This window comes from Oligoflexus sp., assembly GCF_035638955.1.
Lineage (GTDB): Bacteria > Bdellovibrionota_B > Oligoflexia > Oligoflexales > Oligoflexaceae > Oligoflexus.
Genome location: NZ_DASQYZ010000224.1, coordinates 1 through 18,021 on the forward strand (window position 1 = coordinate 1; position 18,021 = coordinate 18,021).

Here is an 18,021-nt window from a genome sequence, read left to right on the forward strand (position 1 = left end):
TGGTCTGGAAATACGCGAGATTGGAAGAAAATTTCAGTGGTTCGTTTAAATTGGTTGAAAGACGATGAGTCTTCCGCTAAACAGATCAACATCCGATCAGTCAGCTGACTATTGCGCGACAACAATCCTGAAATTTTCCGGTAGCACAGGCTTCCCAAAGCATGCCAGGGCCTTTGCGAGGATAGCGAAAGGTATCAATCAGGGTTTTGATGACAGGTCCTTTTTTGGCCCGTTTTTTCGGCAAAAAGGCGTGAAGAATAGCTCGACCGAGCGAAAGGCCTTTGATCCTTTGGGCGGCCCAATCCGCAGAAATGTCTTTGCAACTCATTCCCCATACCTTCTCGGTATACGTTTTGAAAAAAATATTGAACAGCCTTTTGCCAAACTGATTGGTGGTCCATTCCTCGAAGTTTTTGGGATCTTTAACCGGAAAGGCTCGAGCTTTCAGGTAGGAAAGAACACATAAGACGGACTGGATTATACCCAGTTTCGTTAAAGCATCGAAGGCCTTGAGCGGATAGGAAAAATACTGACCATTGTAATAGATACGGGAAAGCCGAGGCCGATCGAGCATGTCATCCGGCAGAAGCTCCGTCCACAGATCCTCGACTTCCTGGGCTTTGGAAAAAAACCGATGGCCTCCAATATCGAAGTGATACCCCTTGTACTGGACCGTTCGGGAAATACCTCCAACATAGTGAGGATCAGCTTCCAATACCACAACATTGATTCCGCGTTTGCACAGCAGGTACGCGGCCGTCAGGCCCGCAGGCCCTGCCCCAATCACGCCGACGAGCTTTCTCATGTTTTCCATTGTGTGTCCTTCTTAAAAATTGGAACGAGGCGGTGTGTCGCCTCTTTGTTCAAGGGCCAAACTTCATTCCAGTATTTATTTTTTTAGGGTGCGTCCGAAATAATACTTAGGTGACGTGCATCATCCGTTCGATCCTCAAGACCTGATTGGAATCAGGCTTTAGATCAGCATGCATGAAAGAATTGGGGCTGTCTATGCTTGGTCTAACGCATGAATTATCCTGCCGACATGGTCAATCGGAAGCGTCTTCGCTCAACCAAAATTCGGCGTGATTCGCATTTAAGGTTGCAGGATGCGATAGTCATCCGCGTTGGCAAATGTTCCCGCATCCACTTTCTTTTTGTGCTCATCACCGGAAAGATAAGTTTGATAGCGGACGTCACCACCGAGATGGACGCGATACCAGGCGGTGGCATAGTAGGCGATATTTTCATGCTGAATGGCTGATCCCCCGTTGGGAACATCAAGGTGCGTCATGCCGCGAAAATTGGCTAGCGCTTTGGGGCTGGTGTCCGCTGTTGCTTCATAGGCGGCTTCAATATTCCGGGGCACGGCGACCGTATCATTGGTTCCGGTTTGAAGCATGATGGGGACCGCGGCCGTGGGCGTCACAGGGAGAAACGCACAGATGGGCACAGCAGCCTTCACGGCTGTCGCCAGTTCATTCACGGCGAGAATGGTTCCAGCCCCGCCCATGGAAAATCCCATGATGCCTATTTTCTTAGGGTCGACCCGGCCTTGAATCGGACTGCCGACGCGTTGACTTTCCACGATCAATTTCTGCAAACCACCTTTGTGTCCCGTAGCCCAGATCGCAGGATTGAGCGATTGGTTGTTAGTCGGTGTGAAGACCAGAGTGATCACGCCGTGGCTGGCCAGATGTTGCGCAAGCCAGGACATTTGCTCTTTGGTGTTGGTGAAACCTCCACTCAAGGTGCTGGCACCGAGGATGCGAGCCTTGGGATCAGAAGGATAATAAATAATCGCTGAGGCATAAGCAGGATCCGCAAGACTATCAACTGTGCTCGAGACTTCATAAGGACCTTTGGTTCCGGGATAGCGCAGGGCTTCCTGCGGTGGCGCAGTTTCGCCGTTGTCTGAAGGCGTCTGTGGCAGTTGGTCTGATGAGTTGGGAACCTGTGGTACGGATTCATCCGGTTGATCCTGTGCCGTATCCTCGGAATTTTGAACCTCGGTAGACGGATTGCGATCGGATTTGTTTTCGCGCTGAAAGCTGGCATCACCGCAGGATATAAGGCCGAGAGCTAACACTAAGGTGACGAGCTTTTTCATCGGAATCTCCCTGTGGACAAGTCTTTGTTGATTCAATTGTGCAAAATGTATACCTGCCGTAAGGAGCAGCCAAGTTCCCGAAAAGAGCAGCTAATTCTTGAGTATCGGCGAGTTTTAGTTAAGGTTTAGACAGTCGTAACCCCCAGGATTGTGACAGGTCCGCAGGTGACTGCAGTTGGCAACGCCTTGGGGTGCCCGCATTTCGGAGTTAAATCCCTTGTCGAATGCGTGGTATAGGAAAAGATGAGTCCAGGAGGAATTTCCTATGCGATACGCTCTTGTTGTTCTGACCTTTGGATTTGCAGTCGCCTGCGGCAGCCGAAATACTGACTCTGTGAGGGATCAGAATTTATCAACGCCACCGCCATTTCCAGCTTCGCCAGTCGTGCCTGAAGAACCCTCGACGGACAAACCTGTTCCCCCTCAAGTCCTACCTCCGGGTGAGAAACCCGCTGCCCCTCAGGAACAGCCACTTCCGCTCAAACTCTATAATCCAGGCAAAGTTGGACCGTTCCCCGTTCGTTCGTATAGCGACAATCTGCAAAACCCAGCTTATCAGTCGGCGATCATTTTTTATCCGGACGATAGGTCCCAGCGTCGATTCCCGGCCACAACTCTAAGTGGCGGCTACACCAATACCAAAGAGTATATGGTATGGCTGGGCAAACACCTCGCGAGCCACGGCATCATTACGATCGTCTTCACGCCGACCAACACGATGTCGGTCGACGCCAATATCTGGGCGACAGGTCATCTCGGTTCATTGGGTCAATTGGAGTCGGAAAATCAACGGAATGGAAGCCCGATTGCGGGCCGTTTGAACGTCGATCGATTGGGTGTGATGGGATTTTCCATGGGCGGGGCCGGGACGGTTTTGGCCGTTAATAAAGCCGGATCACGCGTGAAAGCAGCAGTTCCGCTTTGCCCTTACCGACCTGCTGTGCTCAAGGCTGCTGTTCCCATGCTGTCAATTACCGGGACGCAGGATACCGTGGCCGCTTCTGTTTATGTCGAACGAGCCTTTACGGCTGCAAAAACAGGCCAGCCCAAAGCCTTTGCCAGGTTCAATGGGATGTCGCATCCCGATGTTGTCTTCGGCGGATCGCATCATGAAGAAATTGCTCGATATGCCATATCCAGGTACAAAGTGTTCCTCGCGGATGAGCTTGCTTATAAAACTTATCTCCACGGTGAAGAATTGGAAAAACATCGCGAAGGTTCCAGCGTCTTTGCTCGGCCTCAGGATTACATTTTTCAGGAAAATTAATCTGCATGAATACACCTGCAGAAAACTAATTAAGAGCGTTTCCAGGAACGCTCTTTCGTTTTTTTGGGGCTTGCAATCGAAGGTCTCCTCTCTCAAAGTTTAATGGGTTGAGTGCTTCCAGTGAAACAAACGGAGGAACCTTCATGAAAACCAGATTCACGCCCCATCCTTGGGCGCTTCGTGGTCTTGCCTTTGCAGGTGGATACTATACGTTCCGAAGGGTGCGATCCTTTTTTCTGACGAAAAACCTTCAAGGAAAAATTGTGCTGATCACGGGCGGATCCAAAGGCCTTGGAATGATACTCGCCCGCAACTTTGCTCGTGAGGGAGCACGGGTCGCCATCTGCGCCCGCAGTGTCGAGGAGCTGGAGAAAGCCAGGTCGTGGATCCACAAAGAAGCAGGTGCCTCCATCCTGGCTGTTCCCTGCGATGTCTCGCATCCTGATGAAGTTGATCTCTTGGTGAACCATGTCAGCCGCGTGTACGGGCCGATTGATATTCTTGTCAACAATGCCGGCACGATTGCCGTTGCCCCGCTGGAAGCGACCAATGTCGATGATTTCAAGCGGGCCCAGGATAGTATGTTTTGGGGAATGCTCTATCCAACGTTTGCGGTTCTCCGTTCCATGCGGGAAAGAAAGCGTGGACAGATTGTGAACATTACATCCATCGGCGCCATAATTAGCGTACCGCATCTTATTCCCTACAGTAGCGCAAAGTTTGCAGCCCTGGGTTTTTCGCTCGGCCTTTACACAGAACTCAAGCCCCACGGCATCAAAGTCACCACCATTCTGCCGGGTCTGATGCGAACCGGATCCTTTATCAATGCCGAATTTAAAGGCCTTAAGGAAAAGGAATATAAATGGTTTTCGGTCGCGGCCTCGTTGCCTTTCCTTTCCCTTTCCGCCGAACGTGCGGCGAGCAAAATCATGGATGCCGTCGTGAATGAGGCCAGTTTCCGCATCCTGGGTTTGCCAGCCCAAGTCGGCGCAACCCTCTATTCCATTTTCCCGCAGTTCTCGCTCTTTGGGCTGAGTCTAATCAACCGACTCCTGCCCAAGGGTGATAGCAGTCTGCGCGATACCAGTCCGCCGACAGCTGGCAAACATTTGAAAAAAGACAAGGAGACGGCAACGCTGCGACTCCTCAAAGGTCTTGGAACATCCGCAATCAAAAGTTACCAGACATGAAAGGATTGCATCGGCCTGACTTGGACAAAATTAGCTTAATCCCATATGAAGTCATTTTCCTACAGGGCAGGATCGATAGGGGGTAGCGGCACATACGGTCTCACAATAGCCCGTAATAAAATTTGGAGCGGTTCCCGCAAATTCCAGACTTTTGTTTAGTTTTTCCGAAAATTTTGGGCTAACATGTGTCTGGGTTGGGGATCATTCGATCACTTTGTTTCCCTGTATTTGGTTTTCGTTATGAAGAGACGGCGGGTCGAATGACGAATAAAAATCAGCATTTTATTTTCGTCGATCAATGGATAGACGACTCTCTGGGGACTCTTCCTCGTGAAGCCCTGTTGAATTCCTTCCAACAGGCACTTATTGCTGTTTGGTGTCGAGCGCAACAGACTCTTGGCCAAATTACTCTCCTGGCCGTGGGTGATCGCGTTGCTTATCTCGCTCAAGAATCTTTTCCCTGGCTATCTTCAGTTCAAGTTGAGACGAGCGGTATCATGCTTAAAGTTGTGCCGAAAGAACTAAGCGACCTGGATCAATCGAACCTGCTAGACGGCTTACGTTTCCTGCTTGGCGAATTTTTGTCCGTACTTCATGAGCTGACCGCAGGCGTGATTTCGGCCCAACTCAAAGCTGCTGTTTTGAAAAGCACCACCCACCCAATGAAAGCGAGCAGTGTCGAGACGATGCAAGGAAAATCCGCACTCGATAAGAGGGCACGGACATGAGCGTGAATAACAGCACAACCATAGGACGTATTGAAACAGGCGTGGGAAATCTCGATGCCGTTCTGGGCGGTGGTTTGCCGGAACGTTCGGTTACGGTCATTGCCGGACCTCCTGGCTCGGGTAAAACGACCCTCTCCCATCAAATCGGCTTTCATGCGGCCGGCAAGGGAGTTAAGTCCCTTTATTTTCAGACTCTGGGCGAGCCAACCGCCAAGAGGCTTCAGTATCTGAGTCAGTTCAGTTATTTCGATACAGCAAAATTCGAAACGAGTGTTCGCTTTGTCGATCTTGGCGTTTTGATCCGATCTGAAGGCATCGACTCTGTGATCGGCTTGATCATGGAGCATATCAAACGGGAAAAGCCGGCCCTGGTCGTTATCGATAGCTTCAAGGCCTTCGGCGATCTGCTCATATCACAGGAGCAAAGCCGAAAGTTTAATTATGAGCTCATTATCCATCTCATTGCTTGGGAATGCACCGCGCTTTTGCTTGGAGAATACTCTGACGAGGATTTCCGGAATAATCCACTCTTTTCAGTCATCGATGGCGTTATTACGATGACGCAGAAGGAAGTGTCAGGAGAACAGCTTCGCATGCTGCGCGCCGTTAAAATGCGCGGGACGGCCCATAATCGGGATCACCATCCGTTCCTGATTGATTCCGATGGCATTCAACTGTTTGCCCCTCGTGTCTTGATTCGGCGGACGAGCCATAACCGGAAGGGAAGTGCGGTCCAGGAACGGTGCATGACGGGCATTCGGGATTTGGACAGTCTTTTGTCTGATGGCATTCCCCGGGGAACCAGCATGCTTGTGGCTGGCATGACAGGCACCGGCAAAACTGTGCTCCTGCTCAATTTCATTTACGAGGGCGCAACCCAATTTGGGGAAAAAGGCATCATTTTTTCTTTCGACGAAACCCAGGATAAGCTTTACCTCGCGGCGCACGAATTGGGCTGGGATCTGGAGGATCTTGTCGACCGCGGTTTGGTTGAAATCGTCTTCATCCCACAGCCCGAGGTGTTGGTGGAAGAGCATCTCCTGGTCATAAAAGACAGGGCTGAAGCGATGGGCGCGAAACGCATCGCCCTCGACTCACTTTCCGGATTCCTTTGCAAAATTGACACGCCGCAACTCGTCCGCGAAAAAGTCTATCAACTCGCCACGATCGTGCAGAATTTAAGCGCCATAGGCTTCTTTTCCTCAGAAGTTCCTTATGGAAGCAATCAGATGAGCCGCTTTGGGATCGAAGAGACCATGCTGGACGGCATTATTTTTCTGTCCTTGGCGGCAGAAGGTCGTCAAAGAAAACGCTTTCTTGAAATATACAAACTCAGACATACAGAGCATCAACTCGGTCAACATCCGGTGATGATTGGACGAGGTGGATTTAAAATTGCAACGGCTGCAGCTGATCGTCGAGCCCAGCAAAAAAATCCAAAGAATGTGCCTAAAGAGAAAACTCATGTTCGAAAGAAAAAAGCGAGTCAGAAAAAGCGCGTTAAGTAACATGAGCCATTTTCAAAGACGCAGCCTGCCCCGGGCCAGGAGTCTGCGAAATGGCAAAGGAGATGCCGATCGTTACCGGCAGATCCGTCGCGAGACTCTGGACTTTCTCTATGCCGCCAGCAGCTGCATTGCGAGGCTCCACAGCGCAGCGCTGACGCTTCCCGAGCTGTTTGAAATCCTTGCTCCTGCCGTCTCGATCCAAGCGGCCGTCCTCTTCGAGCGGCGGCCGGAGGGGGTCAAGTTCTTCGCCTGGGAGATCGAGCCTGGCCATTTGCTTGAACATGATGAGGCCAAAGTTCGAACCGCTCGTACCTACACTTACCTCTCGGGCTATCCAACGCCTGTCTCGCCGGATGGCAACGTTCGGACCGTTGGATCGCCTTTCCGGCCAGCATCGACGCACTCCACCATTACTCTGCCTTTGGTCGTGGACCGGGAACCTATGTTTGGTGTTCTGCAACTCAGCTGCTGCCAGATGGATGAGAGCAAACTGTCGATTTTGAATGGAATAGGCAACCAGCTGGCGATGGCGCTTGACCGGCGGTATCAACTCAAACAGCAAAAAGAGCACTTTTTAAGAGAACAGGATGCTATCGCGGCCGTCAAGGAAGCTGAAGCTCGACGGATCAGCGAGGCCCGATTCCGTGTGCTGGCTGAGTCAGCGCCGATGTTGGTGTGGATTGCCGGCTCCGACGGTGCTGTCGAATATGTTAATCGGCGTTGGATAGAGTGCACAGGTCTTACGCAGGAACAGACTCTTGGAGAAGGGTGGCTGGATGCCATTCACCCCGATGACAGGGCGCGCGTTTGGGAAGCCTGGCGAACCGCTGTCACCGAGCGAAGCCCCTACGAATCTGAAACTCGTATCCGAACGGCGGATGGGTCCTTTCGCTGGCATTTGACACGGGCTGTGCTGGATCATGCGGATGCCAAAGGCATCATACGCTGGACGGGAACGTGTACGGATATTGATGGGCATAAACGTTGGGAAGAGGAACTTGTAGCCGCCCGGCAAAAAGCCGAAAGTGCCAACCTCGCGAAAAGTGCTTTTCTTGCCAATATGAGCCACGAGATTCGAACCCCTGTGGGTATCATTATGGGCTATACCGGACTGCTTTTGGATCAGGCGAACGAGGAAGAAGAACAAAGCGTCTGGTTGAAAGCGATGAAACGCAACAGCGAGGTCCTGCTCGATCTGATCAACGAGCTGCTCGATCTTTCGAAAGTGGAATCGGGCCGCCTGGTGATTGAACCGGTGGAAATGAATCTGATGGATTTCGTCAAGGATGCGTCGAATCTCATGGCTTTTAAAGCCAAAGAAAAGGGCATAGAATTCCGCGTGAGTTGCGAAAATGCACTCCCGGAAACCATCCATTCGGATCCCACCAGGCTTCGCCAAATATTTCTTAATATCGTTGGCAATGCCATCAAATTCACAGAACGTGGTGAAGTCAACCTTACCGTGCGGATTGCTCGTGGTACCCCACCTGACCAGAGCATGCAGATTGAATTCGAAGTGCAGGATACCGGTATCGGTGTATCAGCCGAGCAACAGGACCGTATTTGGGAGCCTTTCATGCAGGCGGATATCTCAACGACTCGAAAGTATGGCGGCACTGGCCTCGGACTTTCGCTTTCTCTCCGCCTGGCCCATGCTCTTGGGGGTGATCTCCGGCTGGTCCAGAGTACCCCAGGGAAAGGGAGCACCTTCGCATTCCGGATCGATTCCGGAGTGGCCTGGGAAGGCCTGCGGGATGTGGTGCCTGGGAAATCAGCCGTGGTTTTGAACGGACGCTCGGATGTCATCATCGGGGTGAAGCAGCAGCCTCTTGGTTTTGAGAGGGGAAGCCTCAGAGGGTCCCGCGTTCTGGTCGTCGAAGACGCGCCGGATAACCAGGCCCTGATCAGGCGCTACCTCGAGGTGGAAGGAGCGAGAGTCGATCTGGCCTCAGATGGTTCCGAGGGCATTCTGTCGGCTGAAACGGGAGCTTACGATGTGGTGCTCATGGATATTCAGATGCCTGGCGGCGTGGATGGCTATGCCGCGACCGAGAAACTTCGCCGTTCGAACTTTAAAAAACCGATCATTGCCCTCACAGCTCACGGCATGAAATCTGAAATGGAAAAAGCCAAGGAAAGTGGGTTTGATGAATATCTGGTCAAGCCCATTGATCGCGACCTGCTGATCAAAACCGTTTGCAAGCATATTCGTGGCGAGAATCTACGTTGGTTTCCTTCCAAGCATTAAACCCGCCTTATGATGAGCCCATCCACGATCTTGCGGACGTGGACGGGCTTAAGCCTCAGCAAACTCTCGACATCAGCCAAGACGCCAGTTTAGAATAAACCATTCATAGAATTCCTATGGCCTGGATTCCTTTCACGGAATCCTTGCTGAATCTCCGTTGTCTGAAACAGTCGGTCCCCGAATCGGAGATTCTGATGCGCGTTGGAAAGCGACTGGGCGTCCCGTTTTGTCTTTTTTTCATGGTTTGGAATGTCAGCGGCTGTCGACCGAAGCATCATGAAAGCGAAAACCGCAATCCCTCGTTTCTACCTTATGGACCCCCGGGGCCGTCCGCAGTTTTCCACAATCCGGTTGTGGAAACTGGCGCTGACCCTTGGGTGATTCACAAGGATGGCTTTTATTATTACTGCATGACCGATGGCAAGACCTCCATTTCTGTGGCCAAGGCCAAAAACCTGCACGATATTGGCAAAGTTCCAGCCGTAAAAGTCTGGCAGGCACCGCCTGGCACCGATCATTCCGGTCAGCACTGGGCTGCTGAATTACATTTTCTCGATGGCCGTTGGTATATCTATTACGCGGCTTCCCAGGGTGATAATGCCAGCCATCGCATGTTTGTTTTGGAAAGCGAAGCTGTAGATCCCTTGGGGCCTTATGGTTTCAAGGGCAGGCTTGCAACGGCGACCGATCGTTGGGCGATCGATGGCACCGTGCTGGAAGCTGGCAACGGCAAACGCTATTTTGTTTGGTCCGGGTGGGAAGGCCATCAGGATTTCGCGCAAAATCTTTATATCGCACCGATGGTGAATCCGTGGACCTTGCAGCAGCCGGATCTGCCTTTTATCCCCATGGAAGCGGAACAGGCCGTCCTGAGTCAGGCTACGATTCGGACCACGCGTTCGGCTTCAGGCGAGCGATCGGTCAGTAACATCGATAGCGCCGACAGCTTTGTGGAATTTTCCTTTGAGGCGCCGCGTGCCGGCCCTTATCAAATCGACATTCGTTATTCCAATGGAACCCAGGCCCTCAGCACCCATGTTTTAAGCTTGAATGATGGGGCAAAACAGGTCGTCCCGTATCCACCTTCGGGTTGGGAGAATTTTCAAACCGTCCAGGCTTTCACCTCGCTGGCTGCGGGACCTAACATTCTGCGCCTGGCCAAAGGTGATGGATCAGCCGAACTGGATCGCATCGAAGTCAAGCCAACAGGGACCGATCGGATCGTACTTTCCCTGCCTGAGCATGATTATGAAAAAAAAGGTGGGCCCGCTTATGTGAACGAGGGCCCGCAGATTCTCAAGAAAAATGGCAAGATTCATATCATCTACTCAGGCAGCGGCAGCTGGACCGACGATTACAATCTGATTCAGTTAACATTCCAGGGCGGTGATATCCTTGATCGGCAGAATTGGGTGAAGAGGGGTCCGGTATTCGCCAGAACCGCAGACGTCTTTGGTCCAGGTCACGCTTCGTTCACACAGTCACCGGATGGGAACGAGGATTGGATCGTTTATCATGCGGCCTTGCATCGAGGTGCGGGCTGGCGCCGGAATGTACGCACGCAGCCTTTTCAGTGGGACCTGGATGATAATCCCGTGTTTGGCCAGCCTCTGCCCCCTCATACGCCGATCCCTTGGCCTTCAGGCTCCAACTGAACCTGGCTAAGGGTTGGCAACAACCCACAGCACCTCCCGATGCACCATCTCTTTCAGAAATTCCAGGTGATCGTTTCCTGCCTCCCGGAGTTTTCGCCCTAAGCCACGGAAACTCTCAAGTGCAGCCTGCTGCTCCTGGCTGATGCCCAATCGAAAAAAGAGCGATCGTTCCGGATTCTGAAATCGGTATTCGATGAAGACCGCTTTATCCTGGTGATAGATTTCTTCTGCAGTTTGCCGATGATTGGGAATAAAGATGACATTGGGGCTCAGCATGAAGCGGTCCCGAGGCTCGTCCCATAAAGCATTATGGGCAACAAGGCAATCCTGCCAAAGAGCCGAAAGATCGACCTTTTCCCAGGCCTCGTCCTCTTCATCCTCACGCTGCTCTTCAGGAACCTCTTGCAGAAGGGCCTGATCAAAAAGATAAGGCTCGGCGATAACCTGCTGCTGCGCGATCGACCAGAGCCGATCCCGATTCTTCACGATAACCGCGGCACAGGCCAGGAGCAGTTCCTTTTCACGTCCCCACCAAGCGCCCCAAATCCGCCTGAGAGCATCGGGATGCCAGCCGTGATCATGAGATACCTGAGAAAGATGAGGAGCCAGCTCATCAAGAGCCCGCAGGGATGCTTCCACATCAAACCCAATTTCCCGCAAAGCCCATTGGGCAAGACGCATTTCCAGCTGCGTGCCCAGCGCTTGAACCTGATTCCAGAACTCTTGCCCCGCGTGGCCCTGATCCTTTTCACAAAAATAAGTCGAGCACACGGAATTACGGAAGACATGCACACGGCAGTATCCGGTCGCGCTATCGAGCATGGGGCATAGAACTTTCTGACTTTTCCCGAAACGATCCTCATGCTCATCATCGACAAAATCAAGCCATTGCTGGGGCGAGCTATGCATGCCTTCGGGCAGCAGCATGCCCCTGCGGATGAGGTCGTCCACCGCGTTCTCGCCGACCGGTGTTTGACAAGCCAGTCCCAAAAGAAAGTTGCTGATGCGCGGATGGTAGGTGCAGCATCGATAATCGGTTCGCCAATTCTCATAGCACGACTTGGGACAGTTCATGCACTCGGCCTGCCGTTCCTCGGGGAAACGAAGCTGCTGCAGAGCCTGGGGCATCATCTCGCGCCAGATGCCAGGGAACGTCTGTCGGCCCATACGGAGCGGCTTCAGGAGCGGATCCGAGGGCGACAGGGGTAATAGTAATCGATCCAAGGGTTCATGACTCATGGTTGACTTTCAGTTTAAATTCTCTGAAAAGCTGCTCCACTTTGCTGCGAGCCCAGGGGGTGCGGCGCAGAAAAGTCAGGCTGGATTTAATGCTGGGCTGACTCTGAAAGCAGCGGATTGGCACCTGTTGGCCCAAATATTCCCAGCCATAATGATTTACTAACTGGGTCAGAAGAGCTTCCAGTGTCACGCCTTCGAGCGGATCCTTGGGTTTTGGCTTATTCAAAAGACTGTCCTTGTACGAAAGGAGAAAGCTTCATCCACAAAGGAGTAGGTATAAACACAAACGAAGCATTTTACCAGGAAGACGTTTGCGTAGGATCAACTGAAATTTTCACGAATAAATACGGGTTAAGCCCCATTTATCTTTCAACTGATAATTATTAGAACAGGCCCATGGAAGGTTTTTTGCGACCTTTCCTGCAGAATCAAAAGCAACAACACAACTAAGGGCTTAACTATGTATTCCATGAAGTCATTGCCAAAGTACTGTGCGGGTTTCCTCATGATGGGTCTCTGTTGGACGGCTCAAGCGCACGAAGGGACTCCCCATGACACCCTAGCAGCTGGTTCTGATCAGCTCGCGTTGGAAGTGGATGAGGCAGAAGCGATCGGTAGCGCTGAGGTTCTGCAGAAGATTCATGCCAATAATCTGGCAGAAATCGACATGGGCCAGATGATTATGGATCGCGGGAACAGTGAAGATCTTCGTAAGTATGGACGTATTCTGGTGAGGGACCATCTGATTATGGATGGCATGGTCAATATCGTCGCCAAAGGCCTCGGTGTTGAGCTTGATGGAGCCTCGGTCAACGATGATGTCGCAGGCTTTAAAGAAAGTCTGATCGAGATGAATGAAATGCTGGCCGCAACCACGTCAGACGAAGAATTTCGTGCCATGCTCCGCGCCATGGCCATCGAATCCCATCAAGCGGCTCTCGATCTTCTGCGACGCGCTGAAAAAGGAGCGCCTGATCTCAGCCTTCGATTGCTGGCAAAAACCAGTGATCCTGTGATCAGCCGACATCTACAGTTGGCGAAGGAAATTTAAGAACCGTCAGCTCATTATAAACTGTGCGTATTTCTACCGGTTGAGTTTGAATCCTGGCGCCAGGGAAAAACTCAACCGCCGTTCGCATAATTTCCTCTGAGCCGAATACAATCGCCAATCCGTATGCGGAGGCGTAAGGTTGTTTCATTGGGTTTCAAGCAGGTGCTTGGCTCATCAGCTCAAGCCCTCATGCTTTGAGGAACCTATCATGAATCGATCCTCATACGATGCCCAAGCGAGCCTTGATCGCTGTCACTTCCTTGCTAATTCTTATCTGACCTTTCTGTCGACGCTGAGTTATGGTGTTACGAAAAACAATCTGACTCAACTGCTTCTGCCGGAATTCGCGGATTGGTATGCCCTTTATCTTCTGGATTCCAACGGTAAAATGTATCTTGAGAACTGCAGCCACAGCGATCCGGCCAAGACCGACCTGATCTGGGAACTCAATCGACGTTTTCCTTTTTCGCAAGATAGCGAGTCGGGACCCATGCAAGTCATGCAAACCAAACAACCAGAATATGTAAAAGATGTTCCTCCTCCTACACTGAGTGGACTTTTTTTAAACAGGGATCACGTTGGACTGCTTGAACTCATTGGTCTCAACTCGTACATTTGTGTACCGCTCGTGGATCACGAGACCAGTATGGGCTCGCTGTTTCTGGCTGTGAATGAGATGTCAGGCCGCCGGTATGGGGAGGCTGATGCGGCCTTGGCTGCAGATTTTGGCAAAAGTGCAGCCTTTGCGCTGGTCAATGCCAGGACAGCTGGCACGGCGGTGGCGCAGGTGCACGAACTGCTTGATGACCTGGATGCGATCGTGTGGGAATCTGATATCAACCGGTCACGCTACACTTTTATCAGTAAAAAAGCGGAAAATATCCTCGGCTATCCGGTTACGAAATGGCTGACGGAGCGGAATGTCTGGCAGGAGATCATTCATCCCGCGGATCGGTATCAGGTCCTCTCCATGTTTTCTGTGGCGGTCTCGAAAGGCCGTGACCTGGATATTGAATACCGGGCGGTGACCCAGGACGGCCGCACGATTTGGATTCGTGATATTCTGCATATCGTCGTCGACGGTAAGGGCGAGCGAACAGGCGTTCGAGGCGTCATCATTGATGTCACCGAACAGCATGAAGTCATGGATCATCTTCATCAGCACGAAGCTGAACTTTTGCAATCACAAAAGCGCCTGACAAGCCTTATCAGCGGCGTCAACGCCATCCTCTGGGAATCTGATGTGGGGCGATCAACCTATCATTTTGTCAGTGAGCAAGCCTTTAATATCCTGGGTTACACAGCTGATCAGTGGCTGAGTGAAAAGGATTTTTGGTCGCGCTTGATTCATCCTTTTGATAGGGATCGCATCACTCAGCTTTATCTGAAGGCGGCTGCAAACGGGCATGACGAAGTTTTGGAATACCGAGTGACGACGGCCCAAGGGCAAACTAAATGGATTCGCGATATTTTCCATTTTGAGAAAACCAACAATCAGCCGATATCGGCGCGCGGTATTGTGTTGGATGTCACAGATGCTCATGAAAAGGCGGAGACTCTCGCCAGGAATGAAACGGCGCTCCGGCTGTTTTACGAGAATGTTAAAGATTATGCCATCGTGATGTTGAATAACGATGGCTTCATCACGAGCTGGAATGTTGCGGCGCAAAAAATGACAGGTTACTCTGTCGAGGACGCCGTAGGACAGCACTTGGATTTACTGTTTACCCAAGAGGATCGAGCGATTCATGCGGCGGCCAATGAAATAGCCAACGTTCGACTGACCGGATCGGTTGAAAACAATCGATGGATGATGCGGAGGGATGGTTCGCGGTTCTGGTGTCAGGGTGTCCTGACAGCGCTCTTTAATCAAGACAGGCAACTGCTGGGGCTCATAAAATTTGCCAGAGACATGACTGAGCAGAAACTTTTGGAAGACGAGCTGAAAAAAGCCAAGGAGGCTGCCGAGGTTGCCAGTGAAACCAAGAGCCAATTTCTGGCTAATATGAGCCATGAATTACGAACTCCTTTGGGCGCGATGATTGGCTTTGCCGATGAACTGTTGGATCCTCACTTGGAAGAAGAGAAGCGCGTGCAGTTTATCGGAATCATTCGCCGCAGCGGTGAGCAGCTGGTGGCTTTGATCGATGATATTCTTGATCTGTCCAAAGTCGAGGCGGGCAAGCTGCAAGTCGAAAAGCATCCCAGTTCCATCAAAAATATCATGAATGAAATTCTGGCCTTGCTCAACAGCAAGGCCACGGAAAAGGGACTTGAATTGACCGTGCATTTTGATGAGCCTTTGCCTGACGTCATCCAGACCGATCCCGTGCGACTCCGGCAGATCCTTATCAATGTCATTGGCAATGCGATTAAATTTACAGAGAAGGGTCAGGTTGAAGTTCAGCTGTCATTGTCCAAGCCGACCCTGGATGCGGCCTCAGGCCAGCTCGTATTCACAGTTCGAGATACTGGTACTGGCATCAGTCCTGAGCGTCAGCCGCAGCTCTTTCAAGCTTTCGTTCAGGCTGATCAATCGATTGCCCGGGTCTATGGCGGAACGGGACTAGGTCTGGTTCTTTCCAGGCGTTTAGCCCGTGCCTTGGGTGGCGAGGTGGAATTGGTTTCAAGTCAGCCCGGGCAGGGTTCGACATTCAGGATCACAGTGGACACCGGGCCTTTGAATGAAGGTTCGCTTGCTTTGGTGGACGCTGAGCCGAACTTGCCAAGTCCTGCTCCGATACGGACGCCGAAAGCGAAAGAACAACTCTTGTCTGGACTTAGGGTTCTTGTCGTCGATGATTCCCCTGAGAATCGCCTTCTGATTGACCGTATCCTGGCCCGGCGGGGTGGAGCGCACGTGGAATCAGTCGAGGACGGGCTCAAGGCGATTGAAGCGGCCTTGCAAGGTTCTTATGATGTTGTCCTCATGGATATGCAAATGCCGCAGATGGATGGCTTTGAAGCCACGGCTACCCTTCGCCGCAAAGGCTATCAAAAGCCCATCATAGCGTTGACAGCCCATGCCATGAAAGAGGAACGCACGCGATGCCTTGCTGCAGGTTGTGATGATTTCTTAGGAAAACCCATCGATAGCCATCAGCTCTTTGAGAAGCTGATTCATTACACTGGGGCCCATCGCCCCAGGGCACCGAAAAAAGCTCCGCACAACTATGAACACCGGCATTGATCGATTTGATTCCAGGCCCCAGCCTTTTCAGAGGCTGGAGGTAATCTCAGGCAAACCCGGCTCAGGATACTGAGGACTTGGGCTGGGATGAGGGTTGATATATGGCTGTGGAGCCTCGGGAGGCGCCGGAACCATTGGAACATCAAATGGTGGCGCTTCTGGTTGAGGTGACCGCGATGGCGGCGGTGCCGAAGGAACTGGGCTTGTGGGCGGATTAGGATCTATATTTGGTGCATTAAGATTCATGGTATACCCCTTTGTTGTGTCGAACCCGAATGAGAGCGATGCAAAAACCAAGCCCAAGCTGAAACCCAAGCCTGGGCCTTGCGGCGCCGTCCGTCCAAAAAACCTGTTTCTATGCCCCTACACCATAAAGAATTCTGCACTGCGTCCTCAACGCCCTTAGGGCATTGGGTGGACTTCGCCAAACGCTTGCTTTTGCCCACGTCAGACCACTAAGATCAAGCTTGGATGCTACTGATGGCATCACCTAGGGGGGAATCCAATGGAAGCCAGCATTTCACGAGTGCACAATTCTCTCAACGCCTACCTCGACGAGGCCTTTCAATTTTTGAAGTGCCGGAGTGATGATGCCCAGGCGATTCTATTGAAAAATTCAGATCGCAAAGTCGAAGTGGAAATCCCTTTGATTCGCGATGACGGCAGCATCCTGGTCGTCCGTGGATATAGGGTGCAGCATAACAATGCCCTGGGTCCTTTTAAAGGTGGGCTTCGCTACCATCCGAGTGTCGATCTCGAACATTCGGAAATCCTGGCTTCACTCATGACCTGGAAAACGGCTCTGCTCGGACTCCCATTTGGTGGTGCGAAAGGCGGGCTTCGCATCAATCCCCGCGATTTTTCAACGCGCGAACTGGAAACGCTCACGAAGAGATACGTTGAAAAAATGCACATGCTGCTGGGACCTGCCATTGATATTCCGGCTCCCGACATTGGAACCGGGGAACGGGAAATGGGTTGGATCACCGAAGCCTATTCCAAAATCTATGGCTATCAGCCGAGTGTGGTGACGGGCAAAAATGTGTTGCTTGGTGGTATTGATGGACGGACGGAAGCCACAGGTCGGGGCGTGGCAGTGATCGCAGGTTGGGCGGCCAAGGAAGAAGGAATTACGATTCGCAATGCCACGGTTGCCATCCAAGGGTTCGGCAACGTGGGCATGCATGCGGCGCTTACGCTGAAAGCCATGGGAGCGCGCATTGTATCGGTCAGTGATGCTTCGGGCACCATTCACCTGCGCGAAGGTCTCGACATCGATGAGCTGATCCGATGGATTCATCAGCCCGGCACTTACAATGACATGGCAAGCGTTAAAAATCGGGTGACCTCCGATCGCTTCAGTGAAGACAGTGAAGAAGCCCTGTATCAGGATGTCGACATTTTGATACCGGCCGCGATTGAAGGTGTGATCCACCAGGACAATGTTGCGAAAGTCAAAGCGCCACTGATTGTGGAGGGAGCCAATTCTCCCATCACAGTGGAAGCGGAAAAAACCCTGATTGGACGCAAAGCCCATATCATCCCCGATATCATGGCCAATGCCGGAGGCGTCACCGTTTCTTATTTTGAATGGTGCCAGAATCGGCAGGGAGCGCTCTGGGATCGCAAGCATGTTTTTGAGGAATTGAACCAGTGGTTAAACAGAGCGTGGATGACCTTGCTGGATGAGAAAAAGAAATTTGAATGCAGTTACCGACAGGCTGCTTACATTATTGCAGTCGACCGCGTGCGTAAAGTTATGGAAATGAGAGGCTTTTGATCCTGTGTTCACCCTGCCCAGACTCCGCCGCAAAAACATTGATTGCAAAAATTGAAAA

The 18,021-nt window shown here is 51.7% G+C and carries 12 protein-coding genes and 1 pseudogene; 9 read left to right on the forward strand and 4 right to left on the reverse strand.

Annotated elements, in window-relative coordinates:
- Positions 1 to 142: 142 nt before the first annotated feature.
- Positions 143 to 805: pseudogene (locus VE954_RS21245) on the reverse strand (FAD-dependent oxidoreductase); the annotation flags it as partial.
- A 288-nt stretch (positions 806 to 1,093) separates the two neighbouring features.
- Positions 1,094 to 2,107: a hypothetical protein gene (locus VE954_RS21250; RefSeq protein ID WP_324956504.1), complete on the reverse strand. Its 1,014-nt coding sequence runs from the start codon at positions 2,105 to 2,107 to the stop codon at positions 1,094 to 1,096.
- A 265-nt stretch (positions 2,108 to 2,372) separates the two neighbouring features.
- Between VE954_RS21250 and VE954_RS21255 the strand changes: the two genes are divergently transcribed.
- The 6 genes from VE954_RS21255 to VE954_RS21280 all read left to right on the forward strand — a co-directional run bounded on the left by VE954_RS21255 (position 2,373) and on the right by VE954_RS21280 (position 10,703).
- On the forward strand, positions 2,373 to 3,374 hold the full coding sequence (locus tag VE954_RS21255) for a hypothetical protein (RefSeq protein WP_324956506.1): 1,002 nt from the start codon (positions 2,373 to 2,375) through the stop codon (positions 3,372 to 3,374).
- 143 nt (positions 3,375 to 3,517) lie between these two features.
- Entirely contained in the window at positions 3,518 to 4,564 is a 1,047-nt protein-coding gene (locus tag VE954_RS21260) for an SDR family oxidoreductase (RefSeq protein WP_324956508.1), read from the forward strand.
- Positions 4,565 to 4,824: 260 nt separating this feature from the next.
- On the forward strand, positions 4,825 to 5,292 hold the full coding sequence (locus VE954_RS21265; RefSeq protein WP_324956510.1) for a hypothetical protein: 468 nt from the start codon (positions 4,825 to 4,827) through the stop codon (positions 5,290 to 5,292).
- Positions 5,289 to 6,800, forward strand: a complete 1,512-nt coding sequence (locus VE954_RS21270; RefSeq protein WP_324956512.1) for an RAD55 family ATPase — start codon at positions 5,289 to 5,291, stop codon at positions 6,798 to 6,800. Before VE954_RS21265 ends, VE954_RS21270 begins: the two co-directional genes overlap by 4 nt.
- Positions 6,757 to 9,048, forward strand: coding sequence for a PAS domain-containing hybrid sensor histidine kinase/response regulator (locus tag VE954_RS21275; protein ID WP_324956514.1), 2,292 nt, complete (start codon positions 6,757 to 6,759; stop codon positions 9,046 to 9,048). The genes VE954_RS21270 and VE954_RS21275 overlap by 44 nt, the downstream gene beginning before the upstream one ends.
- 194 nt (positions 9,049 to 9,242) lie before the next feature.
- Positions 9,243 to 10,703: a family 43 glycosylhydrolase gene (locus VE954_RS21280; protein ID WP_324956516.1), complete on the forward strand. Its 1,461-nt coding sequence runs from the start codon at positions 9,243 to 9,245 to the stop codon at positions 10,701 to 10,703.
- A gap of 6 nt (positions 10,704 to 10,709) precedes the next feature.
- Here VE954_RS21280 and VE954_RS21285 read toward each other — a convergent pair whose 3' ends face one another.
- On the reverse strand, positions 10,710 to 11,942 hold the full coding sequence (locus VE954_RS21285; RefSeq protein WP_324956518.1) for a hypothetical protein: 1,233 nt from the start codon (positions 11,940 to 11,942) through the stop codon (positions 10,710 to 10,712).
- On the reverse strand, positions 11,932 to 12,168 hold the full coding sequence (locus tag VE954_RS21290; protein WP_324956520.1) for a VF530 family protein: 237 nt from the start codon (positions 12,166 to 12,168) through the stop codon (positions 11,932 to 11,934). Before VE954_RS21290 ends, VE954_RS21285 begins: the two co-directional genes overlap by 11 nt.
- 279 nt (positions 12,169 to 12,447) lie before the next feature.
- On the opposite strand from VE954_RS21290, the gene VE954_RS21295 reads away from it, so the two are divergent.
- From VE954_RS21295 to VE954_RS21305, 3 genes are all read left to right on the forward strand, one after another.
- Complete coding sequence (locus tag VE954_RS21295) at positions 12,448 to 12,993, forward strand: DUF4142 domain-containing protein (protein WP_324956522.1); 546 nt, start codon at positions 12,448 to 12,450, stop codon at positions 12,991 to 12,993.
- A 208-nt stretch (positions 12,994 to 13,201) separates the two neighbouring features.
- The gene (locus VE954_RS21300; RefSeq protein WP_324956524.1) at positions 13,202 to 16,183 is read left to right on the forward strand and encodes a PAS domain S-box protein; all 2,982 of its coding nucleotides are present in this window, start codon (positions 13,202 to 13,204) and stop codon (positions 16,181 to 16,183) included.
- 505 nt (positions 16,184 to 16,688) lie between these two features.
- Positions 16,689 to 17,963 (forward strand): Glu/Leu/Phe/Val family dehydrogenase, encoded by a 1,275-nt coding sequence (locus VE954_RS21305; RefSeq protein ID WP_324956526.1) that lies wholly within the window; start codon positions 16,689 to 16,691, stop codon positions 17,961 to 17,963.
- The last annotated feature ends 58 nt before the right edge of the window (positions 17,964 to 18,021 follow it).